Genomic DNA, 19,019 nt, shown 5'->3' on the forward strand with positions numbered 1-19,019 from the left:
CCCGCGCCCGCCGCGCCGCCGCTCGACCCCGCCGCGCCCCTGCTCGCCGCCGTCCTCCCGTCGCCGGCCGGCGACCTGGCCGTGCTGCTCACCGAGGACGGCGTCGTCCGTGCCGCGGGCTTCGGGCCGGTGGCCGTCATGGCGGCCCGTCTGCCGCTCGACCTCGCGGTCCGGGGCCACGAGGTCGTGGGCCCGGCCGGCCTGGCCGCGCGCGGCGCCGGTCCCGCCCTGGTCGCCGACGCGGCGGCCCGCTACCTCGCCGGCGAGACGGGCGCGCTCGACACGGTGCCGGTGGCGCAGCCCGGCGGTCCGTTCCAGCAGCGCGCCTGGGCGGCCATGCGGGCGATCGCGCCGGGGTCGACGGCGACGTACGCCGAGCTGGCCGCGGCGGCGGGCAGCCCCACGGCGGTGCGCGCCGCGGGCTCCGCGTGCGCGCGGAACCTGGTGGCGCCGTTCGTGCCGTGCCACCGGGTGCTGCGCAGCGGCGGGACCCTGGGCGGCTACTACTACGGGCTCGACACCAAGCGGGTGCTGCTCGCCCACGAGGCGCGGGGCTGACCCGCGGCCGTCAGCGCCGGACGGCGAGCACCACCACGAGGGCGAGTGCCCCGACGGCCCCGGCGAGGATCCCGCGCGCCCGGTTCCGGTTGGCGGGGTCGGCGGCCGGGTCGGTGCCGACCGCGTCCCGCCAGAGCTTCTCCGCGGCCGACCGCGCGTCCGCGACCTGCCGCTTGGGGCTCAGCCGCTCCGCGAGCGCGTCCGCGGTGCCCGCGAGCTCCGCGCGGGTCAGCGCGACCTCGGTCTCCAGCGCGGTGATGGTCGGCTTCGGCGTGGGGGAGTCGCTCATCGGCTCAGGCCCTCCTTGACGGACTTCTGGACGGTCTCGGCGTCCTGCTTCAGGCCCGCGACGGCCTTCTCGGGGGTCGGCGGGGTGCCCTTGCGCAGGCTCTTCACGCCGACCAGCGCGAGGACCCCGGTGATGATCGCGAGCACGACCAGCACGATGAGCGCCGCGAGCCAGGGCGCCAGGCCCTCGCTGATCGCGAGGATCACGGTGGTGATCAGCACGGCGAACGTGAAGAAACCGAAGAACGCGGCGCCGGCGAGCAGCCCGATCCCGATCCCCGCGGCCTTGGCCTTCTCGGCGAGCTCGGCCTTGGCCAGGTCGATCTCCGCGCGCACCAGCCGTGCGGCCTGCTCGCCGAGCCGGCTGATGAGCTGGCCGATCGACTGGTGGTCCGGGCCGGACCCGCTGCCCGATGTCGTCGTCATCCGGTGCTCCTTCGTGGACGGGAGGCGTTCCGCCCCAGTCTGGCCCGTCCGCGTGATCTGCGCAGGTGGGACGGCGCGGCGGTCCGCGCGGTGGGTGGTGCGGGTCAGTCGGTCCAGGGGTGGACGAGGTCGGCGTCGCGCGGCGGGCCGAGCGCCGGGGGCGTGGCGCGCACCCGCTCCGGCAGCCGGTGCCGGCCCCAGGCGGCGAGGCCCGCGGCCGCGCCGATGAGCACCACGCCGACGAGGACGGCCGCCAGCCACAGGTCGACGACCTCCGCCAGCCCGACCACGGCGGCCGTGACGAGCAGCGCCAGGCCGAAGACGGTGAGCAGCAGCGCGGACGCGAACGCGAGGGCGCTCGGCCGGACCTCGACGGCACGGGCGCGCACGGAGCGGGTGACCGCGTCGATCTCGGCCTGCACGGACCGGCGCACGCGGTCCTCGACCTGCTCGATCCGCTCGCGGGTGCGCTCGGCGAGCGGCTCCGCCAGCCGGCCGAACAGGCCCCGGCGCGGCTCCTCGGCGTCGGTCACGGTGCCCTCCTCGTCGCGACGTGGGACCGCGCGCCGCGTCCTCGCGGCGGCTCCGGTCCCACCTGGTTCGCCCGGTGGGACCACCCTAGTCACCGGGAGGGGTCCTCGGCGCGCGTGCGCGGTGCGCCGCCGGGCGTACGGTGCCCCCGTGGTCGGGCGCATCGTGCGGGTGGCCCTCGTCGTGGACGAGGCGCTGTCGCGCGCCGCCCTCGCCCAGGGGCTCGAGACCGACCCGCGGGTGGCGGTCCTGCACCGGCTCGCGGGCCGGCGGGAGGCGCTCGACCGGGTGGACCCCCGCACGGTGGACGTGCTGGTGGTCGAGGAGGCCCTCGCGGACGGGACCGGCGTGGAGCTGGGTCTGCGGCTCCAGGAGCGCGACCCCGACCTGGCCGTGCTGCTGCTGTCGGGGCGGGACGCGTCGGACGTCGTCCTCGCGCTGCGCGGCCGGACCCCGCGACCGTGGAGCCACGTGTCCCGGCGGGCGTGCCCGGACCCGGGCGCGCTGGCCCGGGCCGTCGTCGCGACGGCGGACGGCCAGGCGGTCCTGGGGCCGGGGGCGGGGGCGGCGCCACCCGTGGCCGGGCTGACGACCGCCCAGGGCGCGGTGCTCGCACTCGTGGCGCAGGGCCTGTCCAACCGCGCGGCGGCGCGGGCGCTCGGGCTGTCGCCGCGGTCGGTGGAGAACCACCTGGCCGTGGTCTACCGCGCGCTGGGGGCGGCCGGGCCGGACGTGAGCCCGCGGGTCCTGGCGGCGCTCGCCTACCGCACGGGCACGGCGCCCGGTGCGGCAGGATGAGCGGCGGCCCGCACCCCCACCCGCCCCGGAGGCCCGCACGAGCACGCGACCCGCACCCCTGCCCGCCCCGCGCCCGGCGCACCACCGCGCGGGGCTCGCGCTGCTCGTCGCGGCGGGCGGTGCCGTCGGCTCGCTGGGCCGCTACGGGCTGGCCCAGGCGCTGCCGCCGCAGCAGGGCTGGCCGGTCGGGACGCTGACCGCGAACCTCACCGGCGCGTTCCTGCTCGGGGTGCTGCTCGAGGTCCTCGGTCGCCGCGGAGCGGAGACGCCGGGCGTCCAGCGGGTGCGGCTCGCGCTCGGCACGGGCGTGCTGGGCGGGTACACGACGTTCAGCTCACTCGCGCTGGAGGTCGAGCGGCTGCTCGCCTCGGGGGCGGTCGGGACCGCGCTGGCCTACGCGGCGGCGTCGCTGGTGGGCGGGACGCTGTGCGCGGCGGCCGGCGTCGCCGCCGTGTCCGTCGCCGCGGGGCGCGGCACGCGCCGGGCAGCGGGCGCGCGGTGACCGACGCGCTGCTGGTGGCGGTCCTGGGCGGGCTCGGTGCCGCGACCCGGTTCTGGGTCGACGGCACCATCCGCGCGCGCGGGCGCACGATCCTGCCCGTGGCGACGATCGCGGTGAACGTGATCGGGTCGCTGCTGATCGGCCTGGTCGCCGGGGCGCACCTCTACCTGGGCCTGGCACCGACCTGGCAGCTGCTGCTCGCGACCGGGTTCTGCGGCGGGTACACGACGTTCTCCGCCGCCGCCGTGGAGACCGTCCGGCTGGCGCAGGCGGGGGAGCGGGGCCGGGCGCTGGCCAACCTCCTGGGCACGATGGTGCTGACCGTGGCCGCCGCGGCGGCCGGGCTCGGCCTCACCGCCCTGTGGGCCGGTTGACCCACTTGCCACGGGTCGTCCGGGTTTGCGAGGGTCGCCGGGGACCGCGTCGCCGCGCGCGGGTCGCTCGGCCCACCTGGTCGGGTCCTCCGACCGGAAGGACACGGCGTTGAGCGAGGCCTTCGTGGCGCCCGGTGCGCCGATCGACCTGGACAACTGCGCCCGGGAGCCGATCCACATCCCCGGATCGGTCCAGCCCCGCGGGGTGCTGCTGGTGGTCCAGGACGACGGCGGCGTGGTGCTGCAGGCCTCGACCAACGTCGCGACGGTCCTCGGCCGGCCGGTCGACGCGGTGCTCGGCGCGCCGCTCGGTGACGTGCTCGGCGTCCCGGCCGCCCGCGTGGTGCTGGAGCAGCTCGCCGCCGTGCCCGACCACCGCACCCGCAACCCGGGGCTGGTCGAGGTCGCGACGCCCGACGGCCCGGTGCAGCTCGACGTCGTCGTGCACCGCCCGCCGCCGGCGACCCTCGCGGACCCCGGCCCCGTGTTCGTCGTGGAGCTGGAGCCCGCCGACGGGCCGCGCCCGCTGACCTACGGCAGCACCTACGAGAGCGTGCGCGACGCGATCGCCGACCTCAACCGCGCCGGCGAGCTCACCGAGCTGTACGACATCGCCGCCCGGCACGCGCGCCGGCTGCTCGGGTTCGACCGCGTGATGATCTACCGGTTCGACGCCGAGTACAACGGCGAGGTCGTCGCCGAGGCGAGGCGGGACGACCTGGAGCCGTTCCTCGGCCTGCACTACCCGGCGTCCGACATCCCCGCGCAGGCGCGGGCGATGTACGAGAAGAGCTGGATCCGGCTGATCTCGGACGTCGACTACGTGCCGGTGCCGGTCCTCCCGGCCGCGGACCCGCTGTCCGGCCGGCCGCTCGACCTGACGTTCGCGACCCTGCGCTCGGTCTCGCCGATCCACTGCGAGTACCTGCGCAACATGGGCGTGCGGGCGTCCATGTCCATCTCGCTGCTCCGGGACGGGAAGCTCTGGGGCATGGTGGCGTGCCACCACTACAGCGGCCCGCACGCGCCGTCCTACGGCGTCCGTGCCGCCGCCGAGTTCCTCGGCGTCGCGCTGTCCGCCCGGCTGGTCGCGCAGGTCGAGGAGGACGCGGTCGCCGAGACCCGGCGGGCGTCCGGCGTGCTGGCCCGGCTGGTCGGCGCGAGCCGGGACGAGGAGGTGCGGCTGGCCCAGGCGCTCACCCGCACCGGCGACCTGCTCGCGCTCGTGCCCGCCGACGGCGTGGTGGTGAGCATCGGGTCGGACGTGCTCACGCTCGGCGACGTCCCGGACGGCGCGGGCCTCCGGGCGCTGGCGGCGTGGGCGTCCTCGGTCGGCGAGGTGCTGGCCACCGACCGGCTGGCGGAGGAGCCCGGGGCCCCCGACGTGCCGGGGGTCGCCGGGGCGGTCGCCCTCCCGCTGCCCGACGGCGGCACCGTGGTCTGGCTGCGGGGCGAGGTCGTGCGCACGGTCGACTGGGGCGGCGACCCGCACCACAAGGTGCTCGCGGTGCCGGACGGCGACGGGGTGCGGCTGAGCCCTCGCCAGTCGTTCGACCTGTGGCGGGAGCAGGTCCGCGGCCGCTCGCTGCCCTGGGACGACCGGCACGTGCAGAACGCCGCCGACCTGCGCACCTACCTGGTCGAGGCGCTGTTCCACCGGGGCCGGGCCGAGGTGAACGCGGCGCGCGCGATCCAGCGCACGCTCCTGCCGACGTCGCTGCCGCTCGTGCCCGGCTGGTCGCTGGACGCCCGCTACGAGCCCGCCGGCACCGGGCAGGTCGGCGGCGACTGGTACGACGTGCTGCGGCTCGCGGACGGCCGGCTGGCGCTGACCATCGGCGACGTCACGGGCCACGGGCTCGCGACCGCCGCGGCGATGGGGCAGCTGCGCAACGCGACCCGCGCCTACCTGCTGGACGCCGCGCCGCCGGCCGTCGTGCTGTCCCGGGTCGCCGCGCTCGCGCGGTGGACCCTGCCGGGCCAGATGGCGACGATGGCGGTCGCCGTGCTCGACCCCGCCTCCGGCGCCGTCGAGTACGCGGGCGCCGGGCACCTGCCGCCGCTCGTCGTGCGCGCGGACGGGACGGCCGCGTGGGAGCCCGTGCTGGGCTCGCCGCTGATCGGCCTGCTGACGGGGGAGCCCGCCTCCGGGCGGACGACCCTGCACCCCGGCGACGCGCTGCTGCTGGTCACCGACGGCGTCGTCGAGCGGCGGCGCGAGTCGCTGCGGGTGGCGCTGGACCGGACGCTGGCGGCGGTCGGCCGCCCGGCGCCGGGGGACCTGGACGCGCTGGTGGCGCGCCTGCGGGACCCGGCGTCGGACGACGACGCCACCGTGGTGCTGCTCGCCCGGGACTGACCCCGGGTGGCGGCCGTCAGCCGCCGAGCAGGTCCGCGAAGGACGGCGCGTCGGCGAACGGGTCCTGCGGGCCGCGCGGGCCGCGGGCCGCGACGGTGGTCGCCAGCTCGGCGCCGGCCCGGCGGATGCGGGCGGGCAGCGGGCTGGGCTCGCCGGCGGTGGCGCCCGTGGCCCAGTCGTCGGTCGCCGCGAACACCGAGGTCGTGGCGACGTCCGCCCGCAGGTAGGTGAACAGCGGGCGCATCGAGTACTCGATGGCCAGCGAGTGCCGGGCGGTGCCGCCGGTCGCGCCGAGCAGCACGGGCATGCCGGTCAGCGAGTCCTTGTCGAGGATGTCGACGAACGACTTGAACAGGCCGGAGTAGGTCGTGGTGAACAGCGGGGTCACGGCGATCACCGCGTCCGCGCCGGTCACGGCCTCGATCACGTCGGCCAGGGTCGGGCTCGGCACGCCGGTGAGCATCGCGTTCACGATGTCGTGCGCGTGGTCGCGCAGCTCGACGACGCGGACCTCCGGGCGCTGCCCGCGGTCGGCGAGCTCGGTCGCCGTCGCCTCGGCGAGCCGGTCGGCGAGCAGGCGGGTGGAGGACGGCTGGCCGAGGCCGGCCGACAGCGCGACGATGTGGCGCTCGGTCATGGGAGGTGCTCCTCGTGCTGGGTGGTGCGGATGCCCGGTGGCGGGTGGAACCCGCCACCGGGCGGGGATGTTCCGGGGGTCAGATCCCCGACGCGGCGCCCTGGCGCCCCGTGACCGCGTCGGCGGCCGCGGCGTCGTCCTCGGCCGTCTTCCCGGTCCAGTGGTCGGCGGCGGCGACGGTCTGCTCGTGCACCTGGCCGGCGGCGCGGGCCTTCGCCACGCGCTCGGCGTGCGTCGGCGGGCCGGACGGCACGTCGGCGGGGCGGTCGGACTCCATCTCCTTGCGGAGCACCGGGACGACCTCGCCGCCCAGGATGTCGAGCTGCTCGAGGACCGTCTTGAGCGGGAGGCCGGCGTGGTCGATGAGGAACAGCTGGCGCTGGTAGTGGCCGACGTCGTGCCGCATGGCGGCGTACCGGTCGATGACCTGCTGCGGCGAGCCGACGGTGAGCGGCGTCTGCGCGGAGAAGTCCTCCAGCGACGGGCCGTGGCCGTAGACCGGGGCGTTGTCGAAGTACGGGCGGAACTCGTCCACCGCGTCCTGCGAGTTCTTCCGCATGAACACCTGGCCGCCGAGGCCGACGATCGCCTGGTCCGCGCGGCCGTGGCCGTAGTGCTCGAACCGCTGCCGGTAGAACTGCACCATCTGCCGGGTGTGGCTCATCGGCCAGAAGATGTTGTTGTGGAAGAACCCGTCGCCGTAGAAGGCGGCCTGCTCCGCGATCTCGGGGCTGCGGATCGAGCCGTGCCACACGAACGGCGCGACGCCGTCGAGCGGCCGCGGGGTGGAGGTGAAGCCCTGCAGCGGGGTGCGGAACTTGCCCTCCCAGTCCACGACCTCCTCCTCCCAGAGGCGGCGCAGCAGGGCGTAGTTCTCGATCGCGAGCGGGATGCCCTGGCGGATGTCCTGGCCGAACCAGGGGTAGACGGGGCCGGTGTTGCCGCGGCCCATCATGAGGTCCATCCGCCCCTGGGAGATGACCTGGAGCATCGCGTACTCCTCGGCCAGCCGCACCGGGTCGTTGGTGGTGATCAGCGTGGTGGCCGTCGAGAGCACGATGTTCTTCGTGCGGCCGGCCAGGTAGCCGAGCATCGTGGTCGGGGACGACGCGACGAACGGCGGGTTGTGGTGCTCGCCGGTCGCGAAGACGTCGAGGCCGACCTCCTCCGCGTGCTCGGCGATCGCGAGGATCGACCGGACGCGCTCGGTGTCGTCGGGCGCGCGGCCCGTGTGGGGGTCAGGCGTGATGTCGCTGACCGTGAAGACTCCGAACTGCATCTCGCGCTCCTCAAGTCAATGCGTTTGCATGTACTTGCGCCCCAACGAGGGCGTGCGCGGATCTATTCCGCGGCCCGGGACCATCGTCCCGGGCCCGGCGGCGGCGGCGCGTGCGGGTCAGCCGACGGGCTCGGCGGCGGCCTCGTCGTGCGCCCGGCGGCTGGACCGGCGCGTCACCAGGTGCAGGACCAGCCCGACGGCGAGCAGCACCCCGGCCAGCGCCCAGTGCCGGGCCTCCTGCTGGGTCAGCAGGACCAGGCAGGTGACGACCGCCAGCACCGGCAGGGCGGTCCACGCCCGGAAGTGCGGGTGGTCGACGCGGTCGCGCCGCAGCACGAGCACCGCGACGTTGGTGCTGAGGAAGACGAACAGCAGCAGCAGGACGACGGTCGACGCCAGGTCGACGAGCTCGCCGGTCGCGGCCAGGACCATCGCGACGACCGTCGTCACGACGATGGCCACCCACGGGGTGCGCCGGCCCGGCAGCACGCGCCCGAGCACCGGCGGCAGCAGGCCCTCCTGCGCCATGCCGTAGGTGAGCCGGCTGGCCATGATCATGGTGAGCAGGGCGCCGTTCGCGACCGCGACCAGCGCCACCGCGGAGAACACCTCGAGCGGGACGCCGCCCGCCACGCGCACCACCTCGAGCAGCGGGCCGCTCGACGCCGCCAGGTCCTCGGGCGCCACCACGGCCGGCGCGACCAGGCCGACCAGCAGGTAGACGACGCCCGCGGCCAGCAGCGCGCCGAACAGCGCGCGCGGGTAGACCCGGCGGACGTCGGTGACCTCCTCGGCGAGGTTCGCGGACGTCTCGAAGCCGACGAACGAGTAGAACGCGATCAGCGCGCCGCCCAGCACCGCGGCGGCCCAGGAGGTCTCCGCGGGCAGCTCGAGCACGCGGGCGGGGTCGCCGTCACCGCGGCCGAGGACGACGGCGCCGAGGATCACGACCAGGACCAGGCCCGACAGCTCGATCGCGGTCATGACGACGTTGGCGCGCAGCGACTCCTTGATCCCGCGCATGTTCAGCGCCGCCACCAGCGCGAGGAACACGATCGCGGTGAGCACGGGCGGCACGTCGAGGAACACCGACAGGTAGTCGCCGCCGAACGCCAGGGCCAGGCCGGCCGCGGACGTCACGCCCGCCGCCAGCATGCAGAAGCCGACCAGGAAGGACACCAGGGGGCTGCCGAACGCCCGCTGCGCGAACACCGCCGAGCCGCCCGCCTTCGGGTACTTGGTCACGAGCTCCGCGTAGGACGCCGCCGTCAGCAGCGCCATCCCCAGGGCGACCAGCAGGGGCAGCCAGATGGCCCCGCCGGCCTCGGCGCCGAGCTCGCCGACGAGGGCGTAGACGCCGGCGCCGAGCACGTCGCCGAGGATGAACAGGAACAGCAGCGGCCCGGTCACGGCCCGGCGGAGCCCGGGCTGCTTCTCGGTGGTGGTGTCGGTCGTCACCGGCCGAGTATCGGCGGGAGCGGCCCGGCGCGCGCGTCGAGCCGGGCGCGGCCGGTTCCGGTGGGAACCGACGCAGCGGTTGTGCAACCGTGCGGTTGTGGTCAGCGGCCCGGTCGTGGCACGCTACGGCGGCCGTCACCCACCCACCCGTCTGGAGGACTCGTGGCCGACCCGCTCACCCAGGTGTTCGCGGCGCTCGCCGACCCGCTGCGCCGGGACCTCGTCGCGCGGCTCGCGACGGGGGACGCCACGGTCGGCGAGCTCGCGGCCCCGTACGACGTGTCGCCGCAGGCGGTGTCCAAGCACCTCCGCGTGCTCGAGAGGGCGGGGCTCGTCAGCCGCCGGCGGGAGGCGCAGCGCCGGCCGGCGCACCTGGAGACCGAGGTGCTCGACCTCATGACGATGTGGATCGAGCGGAACCGCCGGGAGGCCGAGTTCCGCTACCGGCGGCTGGACGACGTCCTGCTGGGGGACGGCGCGGACCGGCCCGAGGGCGGGGAGCCCCGCACCGTCGCCGCGCAGCCCGCCGCGCCGGCACGGCCTGCACCGTCCGCCGCACCCGCCGTGGGTGACGTCGTCGAGCCCGACGACGACGCGGCGCCCGGCCCGCGGGTGCGCACCCAGCGGACCCTGCGGTTCCGGATGGACGGCGAGCGGGTGTTCCAGCCGTGGGACCTCGGCGCGCGTGTGATCGTCCCCGACGACGACCCGGCGGACGACCCGCCCGGCGCCTGAGTCCGAACGGCCGCGTTTGCCCGGATCACCCGGTTCGCGGCGCGCGATCCGCTCACGCAGGTCCCGTGGGCGTCGATGGGGTCCTCACCAGGGGTACCGACCCACGAGGAGCCACGTGTTCACCCGCACCCGCCCCCAGCCGCCGACCGCGGCCACCGACCTGAGCGAGTCCCGCGCGAACATCGACGCCGTCACCGCGGTCGTGCACGCGCTCGCCGGCGCGACGACGTCCGAGGAGGCCGTGCGCGCGGCGCTCGACGTCGTCCGGGAGCGGTTCGACTGGGCCTACGGCTCCTACTGGCGGGTCGAGGCCGACCACGCCCTGCACTTCGTCCAGGAGTCCGGCGACGCGGGCGAGGAGTTCCGCCGGGTGACCCGCGCCGCGTCGTTCAGCGAGGGCGTCGGGCTGTCCGGCCGGGCCTGGCGGCACCGGGACCTGGTGTTCGTGGCGGACCTCGGCGAACTCACCGACTGCGTGCGCGCCCCCGCCGCGCAGCGCGCCGGCGTCCGGTCCGGGATCTGCTTCCCGCTGCTGGAGAACGGCGTCGTCGCCGGGACCATGGACTTCTTCACCACCGAGACGCTGACGCCCTCGCCGCAGCGCCTCGCGACCCTGCGCAGCATCGGCGTCCTGGTCAGCCAGGCCCTGGAGCGCGTCGCGACCGCCGAGCGCCAGGCCGAGGCGCTGCAGGACATCGAGGCCGTCAACCGGGTGATCCACGAGGTCACCGGCGCGCCGTCCGCCGAGGAGGCGCTGAGCCGCGCGCTCGCCGCCATCCGTGACGGCTTCGGCTGGGCGTACGGGTCGTACTGGCGGGTCGACGAGGTCCAGCGCGCCCTCGTGTTCGTCCAGGAGGACGGGGACGCCGGCGCCGAGTTCCGCGAGGTGACCCGCGCGGCCTCGTTCAGCGAGGGCGTCGGCCTGGCGGGCCGGGCCTGGCGCGCGCGGGACCTGGTGTTCGTGCCGGACCTCGGCGAGCTCACGGACTGCGTGCGCGCGCCCGCCGCGCAGCGCGCCGGCGTGCAGTCGGGGGTGTGCCTGCCGATCGTCGTGGGGGGCCGGGTCGTCGGCACGCTCGACTTCTTCGCGACCACCACGCTCGCCCTGTCGCCGGGCCGGGCGGACGCGCTGCGCAACACGGCGTTCCTGGTGGCCCAGGCGCTCGAGCGGCACGCCGGGGCGGCGCGGCTGCGCACCGCCGGCGAGGAGCTCGTCACGTCCATCCAGGAGGTCGAGCGCAACGTGCTCGCCGCCACCACCGTCGCCACGGACGGCCAGCGCCTCGCCCAGGACGCGAACCGGGACGTGGCCGGGCTCGGGGTGTCCAGCGCCGAGATCGGCCAGGTCGTCACGGTCATCCAGGGCATCGCGGCGCAGACGAACCTGCTCGCCCTCAACGCCACGATCGAGGCGGCGCGCGCGGGCGACGCCGGCCGCGGGTTCGCGGTCGTCGCGCACGAGGTCAAGGAGCTCGCGAACGAGACGGCCGCCGCGACCACGCAGGTCGGCGACAAGGTGCGGACCATCCAGCAGCAGGTCGACGGGGTCATCGCGTCGCTGGCGCAGATCGGCGGGGTCGTGGAGCGGATCAACGAGACGCAGCAGACCATCGGCGGGGTCCTGACGGAGCAGGTCGCCGTCACCCGCGCGATCCTGGACTGACCCGCCCGGGCCGGGCGGGGCGGGCGACGGGGCCGGGGTCAGGCCGTGTAGGCCCAGTGCCAGGGCTCGCGCGGGGTGTCCTCGACGAAGCCGTACCGGCCGCCGTTCGCGCGCATCCACGACTGGGCCGCGTCGTCCAGCTTGAGGTCGACGGCCATGCCCCAGCCGTGGTCGCTGGTGCCCGGCACCGCGGCGAGCCCGCCCTGCGAGTACAGGCCCTTGCGGGCGGCGACGTCGACCTGCGCCTCGTAGGACCGGTAGGAGTCGGTGATGCCGACGGTCACGCCGTCGCGCGCGGCGTCCGCGATGAGCGTGTCCAGCGCGTCGGCGGCGGGGGCCCACAGCCGGTGGCCCGTGCCGCCGACCTCGTGCAGCGCCTCGGCGGGGATCTTCCCGTTGCCGTACCCGGCGAGGGCCACGGGCACGCCGTCGGCGTTCCGCGCGGTGCTGGTCGCGGCGGACGCGGGCGTCCCGGCCGAGCCGGACGACGCGGCGCCGGAGGCGGTCGACGAGCCGTCGACGGCCTGGGCGAGCGCCTGCGCGAACGCGGTGCCGCTGGTGGTGGTCGTGGGCGTCGGTGCCAGCGTCCCGATCGTCGCCTGGATGGCGGCGATGCGCTGGTTGATCGACGCGATGCCGTCGAGGCTCATGCGGTGCGGTTCCTCCCCCGGGGTGCACCGTTCCCCATCGGCAGCGCGGCGCGCGAACTGAGGCCGCCGGTCGCGCCGGCGAGGACGCCTCCCGCGTGATCCCGCGGCAGATCGCGACACGCGGGGTGCGGAGCACCGGCCGTGTCGGTGGTCGTGCGTACCGTCGTGGGCATGAGGAGTCAGCGGCACGTGTGCATCTGGTTCGACGACGGCGACGGCGTCGAGCTCCTGTGCGACTGCGGCACCCGCGCGGTGGCCGTGGTGGACGAGGAGACGGGCGAGCTGGTCGTGGTGGCGACGGTGGAGGAGCGGGCGGAGCTGGCCGTCTCCGCCTGAGGCCCGTCCTCCGGGCGGGGATCAGCCGACCGGGACCGTGCGCCGCTCCGGCGTGAACGCGTAGAGCACGCCGTCCCGCTCGCCCACCCACCACGCCCCGCACATGACGGTGGCGTCCTGCTCCGCCTCCGCGGGCCACCAGTCCGCCGCCAGCGTCGACACCGAGCGGAAGTCCCCGGGGTCGCCGCCGTCCGCCGGGTGCGGCGCCAGCGGACGCTCGGCCGAGACCGGGACGCAGTCGTCCGGCAGGTCCTCGAGCCGCGCGCGCATCGTCACGATCCGCTCCGAGCCACCGGGCCGCTGCTTGACCCGGACGTCGGTGGCCCCGTCGGGCGCCCACTCGGGCAGCGCCGCGCCGGCCTTCGCGTCCGCGCCGGTGGCGAACGTCGTCGCCCGCGGGTCGGGCTGCCGGCCCAGCGCGTCCGCGACCGCACCGCCGCACGCGCTCAGCAGGAGGACGGCCGCCGCGCCGAGCGACAGGACGCCCAGCAGCCGGCGCTCGGGAGTCCGCGGCGGGGTGCTGGTGAGCGGGGTGCGGTCCATGCTCTCGACGCTAGGGACCGGGCCCGCGGGTGCGCGTCGGCTCCCGGGACGGTCGTGCCGCGCCGCCGGTCATCCCGCGGGTGGACCGCCGATCCGCCCCAGGTCGTGCGGGTGCGGGGCCGCACCCCGCCGGTGCCGACGGGGCCGGGCCCGACGGGCCGTGCCGGAGCGCGCTCAGGGCGGCGCGGGCGGTGCCGCGGGTGGTGCGGCCGGCGGGGGAGCCGGCGGCGCCGGCGCCGGGCCCGCCGAGGGCACGAGCGTGACGGTCGACCCGGGCAGCGCCGTCCCGGACGTGCTCTGCCGCAGCACCGTGCCCGCCGCCGCCGGGTCCGGTTCCGCCGGTGCCACGGACACCCGGAACCCCGCCCGCTGCAGCGAGGCCTGGGCCGCGCCGACGTCCCGGCCGACGACCGACGGCACCGCCACCTGCCGGCCGAGCACCTCGTCCTGCTCGGGCGCCGCGAACCCCGGCACGGCCTGGCCCTCGAGGGCCCGGGTCATGAACGACTTCCAGATCGGCACCGCCACCGACGAGCCGAACACGTTCCGGATGTACCGGCCGTTGATCGTGATGCGCTGCATCGGGACCATCCGGTCGGCGAACCCCACCCACACCGCGGTCGCCCGCAGCGGGGTGTAGCCGACGAACCAGGTGTGCTCGTTGTGCGACGTCGTGCCGGTCTTGCCGGCGGACGGGAACGGCGGCGGGTCGGTCGCGGCGGTGCCGCTCCACACGTTCTGCAGCGCGTAGGTCACGGCGTTGGCGACCCGCGGCTCCAGCGCCCCCGCGGTGCAGCCGCCCGGCGGCACCGGCAGCGCCTGCCCGTCGGTGTCGGTCACGGACAGGATCGCGACCGGCACGCAGTACGTGCCGCCGTTCGCGAACGCGGCGAACGCGGCCGCCATCGACAGCGGGGACACCGAGTTCGAGCCCAGCACGTTCGCGGGCAGCGGGTCGAACGGGCCCTCCCCGGACGAGCCGCCCGCCTTGTGGATCCCGAGCGCGGTGGCGGTGTCGAACACCCCGCAGATGTCGAGCTGGGACGCCATGGCGATGTAGCCGGAGTTCACGGAGTTCCGGGTCGCGTCGAGCACCGTCATCACCCCGCCCGACCGGGGGCCCTCGGCGTTGGCGAACCGGTACTCCGTGCGCGGGTCCAGGCGGGTGCACGAGGTCCGGAACTCGCTGAACCGGTACGAGAACCGGGTCGCGTTCACCCGCTCGGACAGGCTGTGCCCCTCCTTCAGCCACTGCGCCAGGGTGAACGGCTTGAACGTCGACCCCGGCGGGAAGCCGCTGCCGCCGCCGTACGCGAAGTCGGTGCTGTAGTTGACGGCGGTCTCGCGCTCTCCGTGCTCCTCGGTGTTGTTGTACCGGCGGTTCTGCGCCATCGAGGTGATCTTCCCGGTCCCGGGCTCGACCGTGACCAGCGCGGTCGCGACCCCGGACGGGTCCTCGGCCGGCACGCCGCCGAGCACGGAGTCCGCGGCGAGCGCCTGCTCCCGGGGGTCCAGCGTCGTCGTGATGGTCAGCCCGCCGCGGTACAGCCGGTCGACCCGCTCCGCCTCGGTCGCGCCGAACGCGGCGTCGTTCCGGATCACCTTGGTCACGTAGTCGCAGAAGTAGCCGGAGCCCGGCACCGTCACCTCCGCCGCCATGCAGCCGACCGGCCGGGTGTCCACGTGCAGGGTGTCCGCGATCGGTGTCGCCAGCCCGGCCGCGAGCTCGTCGGCGGTGAGGTAGCCCTGGTCGTGCATGAGGCGGAGCACGAGGTCGCGCCGCTCCTGGGCGGTCGCGGGGTTGCGCACGGGGTCGTAGGCGGTCGGGCTCTGGGTGATCCCGGCGATCGTCGCGGCCTCCAGGTACGACACCTGGGCGGCCGGCTTGCTGAAGTACCGCTGCGCCGCGGCCTCGACCCCGTAGGTGTTCACGCCGAACTGGGCGATGTTCAGGTACGCCTCGAGGATCTGGTCCTTGGTCATCTCCTTCTCGAGCGCGATCGCGAGCTTCGCCTCCCGGAGCTTGCGCGCGTAGCCCTCCGGCCCGTCGGCCTCGCGGGCCGCCTCCGCGCCGGCGGGGTCGCCCGAGCGGACCGCCTGCTCGATCAGGACGTTCTTGATGTACTGCTGGGTCAGGGTCGAGGCGCCCTCGGTGCGGCCCGACGACTGCAGGTTGCGCACCATCGCCCGGACCATGCCCTCGGGGTCGATGCCGCCGTGCTGGTAGAACCGCTTGTCCTCGATGGCGACGACCGCCTGCCGCAGCGGCTCCGCGACCGCCGTCAGCGGCACGACCACCCGGTTCTCGGCCCAGAACGTCGCGAGCACGGTGGTGCCGTCGGCCGCGAGGACCGTCGACCGCTCGGACAGGGGCTGCCGCTCGAGCTCGGTCGGCAGGTCCTCGAACGCCTCGACCGCGAGCTCGGTCGTGCCGTCCGCGACGGCGACCGTCGGCAGCAGCAGGCCCGCGGTCAGCACCCCGCCCAGCACGGCGGTGAGGACGAACGCCAGCACCAGCGCGACCGCCTTCGTGACGGTCATGCGCCGTGCGGTACGACCCCCGCCGGGTGCCATGTGCGCCACGGTAGGGCGTCCGGGCGCAGGTCGCGCCCGGACCCCGGGGGAGTCATCCGCGCCGGGTGAGGGTCACCCGGTGCGGGGACGACGCCGGTGGGCGCCGCGCGGCGTCAGAAGTCGCCGCCCCCGAAGTCGCCCCCGCCGAAGTCGCCCCCGCCCCAGCCGCCGTCGCCGCCCCAGCCGCCGTCGTCCGCGGAGACGTCGCCGCCGTCGTAACCGGCGTCGGCCTCGGAGCCGGCGTCCGCGCCCTCGGCGCCCGCGTCGCCGGAGCCGCCCGCGTCGGACAGGTCGAACAGGCTGTCGGCGATCGCGGTGCCCACGAACGCCCCGGCCACGCTGGCGAGCAGGGAGCCGGCGATCATCCCGCCCATCCCGACGCCGCCGCCCATCCCGACGCCGCCCGCTCCCCGGCCGAACGACCGCTCCAGCGTGCCCGGCTGCCGCAGCTCGGCGCGCGTCGCCATCCGGGCGAGCGAGCGCGGGTCGTCGTCGGCGGCGCGCTCGCCGGGCGGGACCTCCGCGGCGAGGCCGTCGAGCACCTGCCGGCGCTGCTCGGGGGTGAGCCGGGCGAACGCCTCGGCGTGCGCCTGCTCGATGGCGTCCGGCGGTGCGGTGCGCAGCAGGTACCGGTACCGCTCGATCGCGGCCTGGTCCGGGTCGGCCGGGCTCCGGTCGGCGGGGTACGGCGCGGCCGGCTGCCGGCGCGGCTGCGACCCACGGGGCTCGCGGCCCAGCAGGCGGTCCAGGAAGCCCATGGTCGTCACCTCTCGTCGTCGGTACCCGGGTGGAACGCCCCGGCCCGCGTCCGGGTTCCCCGGTTCCCGGTGCGCACCGGTCGGCGCGCCCGCCCCGCCGGGGGGGCAGGATCACCGGCCCCCGGGCCACCCGCCACCGCACGCACCCGCCGGGTGCCCTCCCGATCGTCGCGAGCCCACCCGGGCGATCGGGTGGGCCCGCGACAATCGGCTGGGGACCCGGGCCGCTCGCTGCCTACGCTGCCGGGATGGCACACGACGACGCGCCGGCTGGCGGGCGCCCCGCGGACCCCGAGCGGTTCCTCGTGCGGGGGCGGCTGGAGCACCTGCCCCGGCGCCGCGCCGACCGCGACCTCGTCCTGCGCTGGGTGGCCCAGGGCGTCCTGCCGCTCGAGGAGCCCGTCGGCGAGCGGGCGCTGACGGACCGGCTGGCCGAGCTGGCCCGCGACCCGGTCGGGCTGCGACGCGAGCTGGTCGAGGCCGGCCTGGTGACCCGCACCCGCGACGGCGCGGAGTACTGGCGGACGCGGGTCACGGAGTTCGACCCGCTCTGACCGGCGGGGGGCTCAGGCGAGGGCGGCGAACGCGTCCGCGACGGTCTCGTGCGGCGGGAGCACCCGGATCATCGTCGTCAGCGTCAGCACGTCGAGGACCTGGCCGGTCGGCCGGGCGATCGTGAGGTCGCCGCCGGCGGTGCGGGTCGCGCGCAGCCCGGCGATGAGGGCCCCGAGGCCGGAGGAGTCGAGGAACGTCGTCTCCTCCAGGTCGACCACGAGCTTCGTGCGCCCCTGCTCGACCAGGTCGGCCACGACCGCGCGCAGCTCGGGGGCGTCGCCCGCGGTGAGCCGTCCCCGGGGACGCAGGACCACCACGGGGCCCCCGATCCGCTGCACCGCGATCTCCACGTCCGCCCCTTCCGCCGCGCCCCGCCGGCGTGCGCCGCCGGTCGCCCCCACCCTAGGCACGCGCGGGCGTGCCCGCCGCCCGCGTCCAGGTGCGACGACCCGCGCGCGGGGCCCCGGCGAGGTCACGCCTCGCGGCGGACCCGCGCCTCGTGCCGCGGCAGGTCGTCCTCGCCCAGGTCCGTCCGCCAGCCGCCGACCACCCGGAGCCCGGCGACGTCCAGGTGCGGCGCGATGATCTCCGCGAGCGGCGTGGGCCAGTCGGGCGCGCTGAGCCGCTCCCGGCAGAGCGGGTCCCCGGTGTCGTCCAGGACGGTCAGGGTCCAGACGAGGTCGCCGTCCCCGGACGGGTCGGGTGAGTGGACCAGGACGGTCCGGGCCCGCGCGAGCGTCGTGTCGTCGAGCGCTGCCAGGCGCGGCAGGTCCGAGTGGTGCGGCATCATCGCCTCCCCGTCCGATGACGGCATCATGCGCGCGGCCCTCGCGCCTCGCCCGCCGCCGGACGGGTGAATCTGGGAGCATGGCCGGGGCGCGCCGGTCGGGCCGCCCGGCACCCGATCCACGCTGGGGGAACCGCTTGACCGGCACTGCACTGCGGGTCGTCGTCCTGGACGACGACCCCGACGTCGCGGCGTACACGGGCACCGTGCTGGAGCGGCGGGCGGGCTGCGAGGTCGTGGTGCTGCCCGACGCCTCGGACATCGCCGGCACCCTCGCGCGGTTCGACCCCGACGTCGTCGTCACGGACATCGAGATGCCCGGCACGTCCGGCCTGGAGCTGGCGGGGCTGCTCCGCGACCGCGCCCCGGACGTGGGCGTGGTGGTGATGACCGCCCACGTGTCGGTGGAGTACGCGGTCGGCGCACTGCGGCAGCGCGCCGACGAGTTCCTCACCAAGCCCGTCGCCGCCGGCGAGCTGGTCGAGGTCGTGCGCCGGCTCGGCGAGCGGCGCCGTGCGGCGCTGGCGGCCCGGCCGGTGGTCCTGGCGGTGGGCGCGCACCCGGACGACGTGGAGATCGGGGCCGGCGGCATCCTCGCCGCGCACCGGGCGGCCGGTGACACCGTCGTGGTGCTCACCCTGTCCCGGGGTGCGCGCGGCGGGGACGTCACGGACCGGGAGGGCGAGTCGCGCGCGGCGGCCGCCCTGATCGGCGCACGGCTGGTCCTGGAGGACCTGCCGGACACCCGGATCCCGGTCGCCGGGCCGACGCTCGAGATCGTGGAGCGCGTGGTCGACCAGGTGCGCCCGGCGGTCGTCTACACGCACAGCGCGAACGACCGGCACCAGGACCACCGCGCCGTGCACGACGCGACGATGGTCGGCACCCGCGGGCTGGGGACGGTCGCCTGCTACCAGAGCCCGTCGGCGACGGTGGACTTCCGCCCCAACCGGTTCGTCACGGTCGACGACCACCTCGGCACGAAGCTCGCGATGCTGGCCTGCTTCGCGTCCCAGGTCGGGATCCGGGACTACCTGGAGCCCGACGTCGTGCGGGCGACGGCGCGGTACTGGTCGCGGTTCGGGTCGGGCCGGGCGGTGGAGCCGCTGGAGATCGTGCGGGACACCGGCGGCGTCGGCCCGGGCGCGGGGGGCGGGGCCGGGGCGGGCGCGTGGCCGGCGTGACCACCCGGCCCCGCGGCCGGCGCG

The 19,019-nt window shown here is 76.4% G+C and carries 22 protein-coding genes; 10 read left to right on the forward strand and 12 right to left on the reverse strand.

All coding sequences use genetic code 11. The features are described from left to right. Positions 1-81 precede the first annotated feature (81 nt). The gene (locus tag FA014_RS09225; RefSeq protein ID WP_230323002.1) at positions 82-558 is read left to right on the forward strand and encodes a methylated-DNA--[protein]-cysteine S-methyltransferase; all 477 of its coding nucleotides are present in this window, start codon (positions 82-84) and stop codon (positions 556-558) included. A 10-nt stretch (positions 559-568) separates the two neighbouring features. Here FA014_RS09225 and FA014_RS09230 read toward each other — a convergent pair whose 3' ends face one another. The 3 genes from FA014_RS09230 to FA014_RS09240 all read right to left on the reverse strand — a co-directional run bounded on the left by FA014_RS09230 (position 569) and on the right by FA014_RS09240 (position 1,805). Then, complete coding sequence (locus FA014_RS09230; RefSeq protein ID WP_154729395.1) at positions 569-847, reverse strand: DUF3618 domain-containing protein; 279 nt, start codon at positions 845-847, stop codon at positions 569-571. Then, positions 844-1,272, reverse strand: a complete 429-nt coding sequence (locus FA014_RS09235; protein ID WP_154729396.1) for a phage holin family protein — start codon at positions 1,270-1,272, stop codon at positions 844-846. The genes FA014_RS09230 and FA014_RS09235 overlap by 4 nt, the downstream gene beginning before the upstream one ends. A gap of 104 nt (positions 1,273-1,376) precedes the next feature. After that, complete coding sequence (locus FA014_RS09240) at positions 1,377-1,805, reverse strand: phage holin family protein (RefSeq protein ID WP_230322999.1); 429 nt, start codon at positions 1,803-1,805, stop codon at positions 1,377-1,379. Positions 1,806-1,953: 148 nt separating this feature from the next. Here FA014_RS09240 and FA014_RS19945 point away from each other — a divergent pair, with 148 nt between their 5' ends. The 4 genes from FA014_RS19945 to FA014_RS09260 all read left to right on the forward strand — a co-directional run bounded on the left by FA014_RS19945 (position 1,954) and on the right by FA014_RS09260 (position 5,836). Then, positions 1,954-2,601 carry a response regulator transcription factor gene (locus FA014_RS19945; protein WP_195969221.1) on the forward strand — a complete coding sequence of 216 codons (648 nt, stop codon included), beginning with the start codon at positions 1,954-1,956 and terminating at the stop codon, positions 2,599-2,601. Then, a complete protein-coding gene (locus FA014_RS09250) occupies positions 2,588-3,103 on the forward strand; it encodes a fluoride efflux transporter FluC (RefSeq protein WP_230323000.1) in 516 nt (171 codons plus the stop codon). Before FA014_RS19945 ends, FA014_RS09250 begins: the two co-directional genes overlap by 14 nt. Next, positions 3,100-3,477 carry a fluoride efflux transporter CrcB gene (gene crcB / locus FA014_RS09255; protein WP_154729398.1) on the forward strand — a complete coding sequence of 126 codons (378 nt, stop codon included), beginning with the start codon at positions 3,100-3,102 and terminating at the stop codon, positions 3,475-3,477. The genes FA014_RS09250 and crcB overlap by 4 nt, the downstream gene beginning before the upstream one ends. Before the next feature lie 109 nt (positions 3,478-3,586). After that, positions 3,587-5,836, forward strand: a complete 2,250-nt coding sequence (locus FA014_RS09260) for a SpoIIE family protein phosphatase (RefSeq protein WP_154729399.1) — start codon at positions 3,587-3,589, stop codon at positions 5,834-5,836. Between the two features lie 16 nt (positions 5,837-5,852). On the opposite strand, the gene FA014_RS09265 is transcribed toward FA014_RS09260, so the two are convergent. The 3 genes from FA014_RS09265 to FA014_RS09275 form a co-directional block, all read right to left on the reverse strand. Further along, a complete protein-coding gene (locus FA014_RS09265; protein WP_154729400.1) occupies positions 5,853-6,473 on the reverse strand; it encodes an FMN reductase in 621 nt (206 codons plus the stop codon). Positions 6,474-6,552: 79 nt separating this feature from the next. Then, positions 6,553-7,752 carry an LLM class flavin-dependent oxidoreductase gene (locus tag FA014_RS09270; RefSeq protein ID WP_154729401.1) on the reverse strand — a complete coding sequence of 400 codons (1,200 nt, stop codon included), beginning with the start codon at positions 7,750-7,752 and terminating at the stop codon, positions 6,553-6,555. Positions 7,753-7,869: 117 nt separating this feature from the next. Next, on the reverse strand, positions 7,870-9,210 hold the full coding sequence (locus FA014_RS09275) for an APC family permease (protein ID WP_154729402.1): 1,341 nt from the start codon (positions 9,208-9,210) through the stop codon (positions 7,870-7,872). 162 nt (positions 9,211-9,372) lie between these two features. Between FA014_RS09275 and FA014_RS21015 the strand changes: the two genes are divergently transcribed. Further along, a complete protein-coding gene (locus tag FA014_RS21015; protein WP_328288189.1) occupies positions 9,373-9,945 on the forward strand; it encodes an ArsR/SmtB family transcription factor in 573 nt (190 codons plus the stop codon). A gap of 115 nt (positions 9,946-10,060) precedes the next feature. Beyond that, positions 10,061-11,608, forward strand: coding sequence for a GAF domain-containing protein (locus tag FA014_RS21020; protein ID WP_154729403.1), 1,548 nt, complete (start codon positions 10,061-10,063; stop codon positions 11,606-11,608). 38 nt (positions 11,609-11,646) lie between these two features. Here the strand turns inward: FA014_RS21020 and FA014_RS09290 are convergent, their stop codons facing one another. Continuing rightward, positions 11,647-12,258 (reverse strand): M15 family metallopeptidase, encoded by a 612-nt coding sequence (locus tag FA014_RS09290; protein WP_154729404.1) that lies wholly within the window; start codon positions 12,256-12,258, stop codon positions 11,647-11,649. Between the two features lie 171 nt (positions 12,259-12,429). On the opposite strand from FA014_RS09290, the gene FA014_RS09295 reads away from it, so the two are divergent. After that, the gene (locus FA014_RS09295) at positions 12,430-12,594 is read left to right on the forward strand and encodes a hypothetical protein (RefSeq protein WP_154729405.1); all 165 of its coding nucleotides are present in this window, start codon (positions 12,430-12,432) and stop codon (positions 12,592-12,594) included. Between the two features lie 21 nt (positions 12,595-12,615). On the opposite strand, the gene FA014_RS09300 is transcribed toward FA014_RS09295, so the two are convergent. The 3 genes from FA014_RS09300 to FA014_RS09310 all read right to left on the reverse strand — a co-directional run bounded on the left by FA014_RS09300 (position 12,616) and on the right by FA014_RS09310 (position 16,469). After that, the gene (locus FA014_RS09300; protein WP_154729406.1) at positions 12,616-13,137 is read right to left on the reverse strand and encodes a hypothetical protein; all 522 of its coding nucleotides are present in this window, start codon (positions 13,135-13,137) and stop codon (positions 12,616-12,618) included. Positions 13,138-13,311: 174 nt separating this feature from the next. Next, positions 13,312-15,678 carry a transglycosylase domain-containing protein gene (locus FA014_RS09305; RefSeq protein WP_195969222.1) on the reverse strand — a complete coding sequence of 789 codons (2,367 nt, stop codon included), beginning with the start codon at positions 15,676-15,678 and terminating at the stop codon, positions 13,312-13,314. A 146-nt stretch (positions 15,679-15,824) separates the two neighbouring features. Next, entirely contained in the window at positions 15,825-16,469 is a 645-nt protein-coding gene (locus FA014_RS09310) for a hypothetical protein (RefSeq protein WP_154729414.1), read from the reverse strand. 248 nt (positions 16,470-16,717) lie between these two features. On the opposite strand from FA014_RS09310, the gene FA014_RS09315 reads away from it, so the two are divergent. After that, entirely contained in the window at positions 16,718-17,023 is a 306-nt protein-coding gene (locus FA014_RS09315) for a DUF2087 domain-containing protein (RefSeq protein WP_154729408.1), read from the forward strand. Between the two features lie 12 nt (positions 17,024-17,035). Here FA014_RS09315 and FA014_RS19950 read toward each other — a convergent pair whose 3' ends face one another. After that, on the reverse strand, positions 17,036-17,374 hold the full coding sequence (locus FA014_RS19950; protein WP_158369897.1) for an STAS domain-containing protein: 339 nt from the start codon (positions 17,372-17,374) through the stop codon (positions 17,036-17,038). Positions 17,375-17,496: 122 nt separating this feature from the next. Beyond that, positions 17,497-17,841, reverse strand: a complete 345-nt coding sequence (locus FA014_RS19955; protein ID WP_195969223.1) for a hypothetical protein — start codon at positions 17,839-17,841, stop codon at positions 17,497-17,499. 107 nt (positions 17,842-17,948) lie between these two features. Here FA014_RS19955 and FA014_RS09325 point away from each other — a divergent pair, with 107 nt between their 5' ends. Next, positions 17,949-18,995 carry a response regulator gene (locus FA014_RS09325; protein ID WP_230323001.1) on the forward strand — a complete coding sequence of 349 codons (1,047 nt, stop codon included), beginning with the start codon at positions 17,949-17,951 and terminating at the stop codon, positions 18,993-18,995. Positions 18,996-19,019 lie beyond the last annotated feature (24 nt).

The sequence above is a fragment of the Cellulomonas hominis genome (genome assembly GCF_005239125.1).
Classification (GTDB): Bacteria; Actinomycetota; Actinomycetes; order Actinomycetales; family Cellulomonadaceae; genus Cellulomonas; species Cellulomonas hominis_A.

Bases quoted from the DNA above. Each gene is read 5' to 3' on its own strand.
- FA014_RS09230 (WP_154729395.1), bottom strand. From the start codon at position 847: ATGAGCGACTCCCCCACGCCGAAGCCGACCATCACCGCGCTGGAGACC.
- FA014_RS09235 (WP_154729396.1), bottom strand. From the start codon at position 1,272: ATGACGACGACATCGGGCAGCGGGTCCGGCCCGGACCACCAGTCGATC.
- FA014_RS09265 (WP_154729400.1), bottom strand. From the start codon at position 6,473: ATGACCGAGCGCCACATCGTCGCGCTGTCGGCCGGCCTCGGCCAGCCG.
- FA014_RS09270 (WP_154729401.1), bottom strand. From the start codon at position 7,752: ATGCAGTTCGGAGTCTTCACGGTCAGCGACATCACGCCTGACCCCCAC.
- FA014_RS09290 (WP_154729404.1), bottom strand. From the start codon at position 12,258: ATGAGCCTCGACGGCATCGCGTCGATCAACCAGCGCATCGCCGCCATC.
- FA014_RS09295 (WP_154729405.1), top strand. From the start codon at position 12,430: ATGAGGAGTCAGCGGCACGTGTGCATCTGGTTCGACGACGGCGACGGC.
- FA014_RS09300 (WP_154729406.1), bottom strand. From the start codon at position 13,137: ATGGACCGCACCCCGCTCACCAGCACCCCGCCGCGGACTCCCGAGCGC.
- FA014_RS09305 (WP_195969222.1), bottom strand. From the start codon at position 15,678: ATGACCGTCACGAAGGCGGTCGCGCTGGTGCTGGCGTTCGTCCTCACC.
- FA014_RS09310 (WP_154729414.1), bottom strand. From the start codon at position 16,469: ATGGGCTTCCTGGACCGCCTGCTGGGCCGCGAGCCCCGTGGGTCGCAG.
- FA014_RS09315 (WP_154729408.1), top strand. From the start codon at position 16,718: ATGGCACACGACGACGCGCCGGCTGGCGGGCGCCCCGCGGACCCCGAG.
- FA014_RS19955 (WP_195969223.1), bottom strand. From the start codon at position 17,841: ATGATGCCGTCATCGGACGGGGAGGCGATGATGCCGCACCACTCGGAC.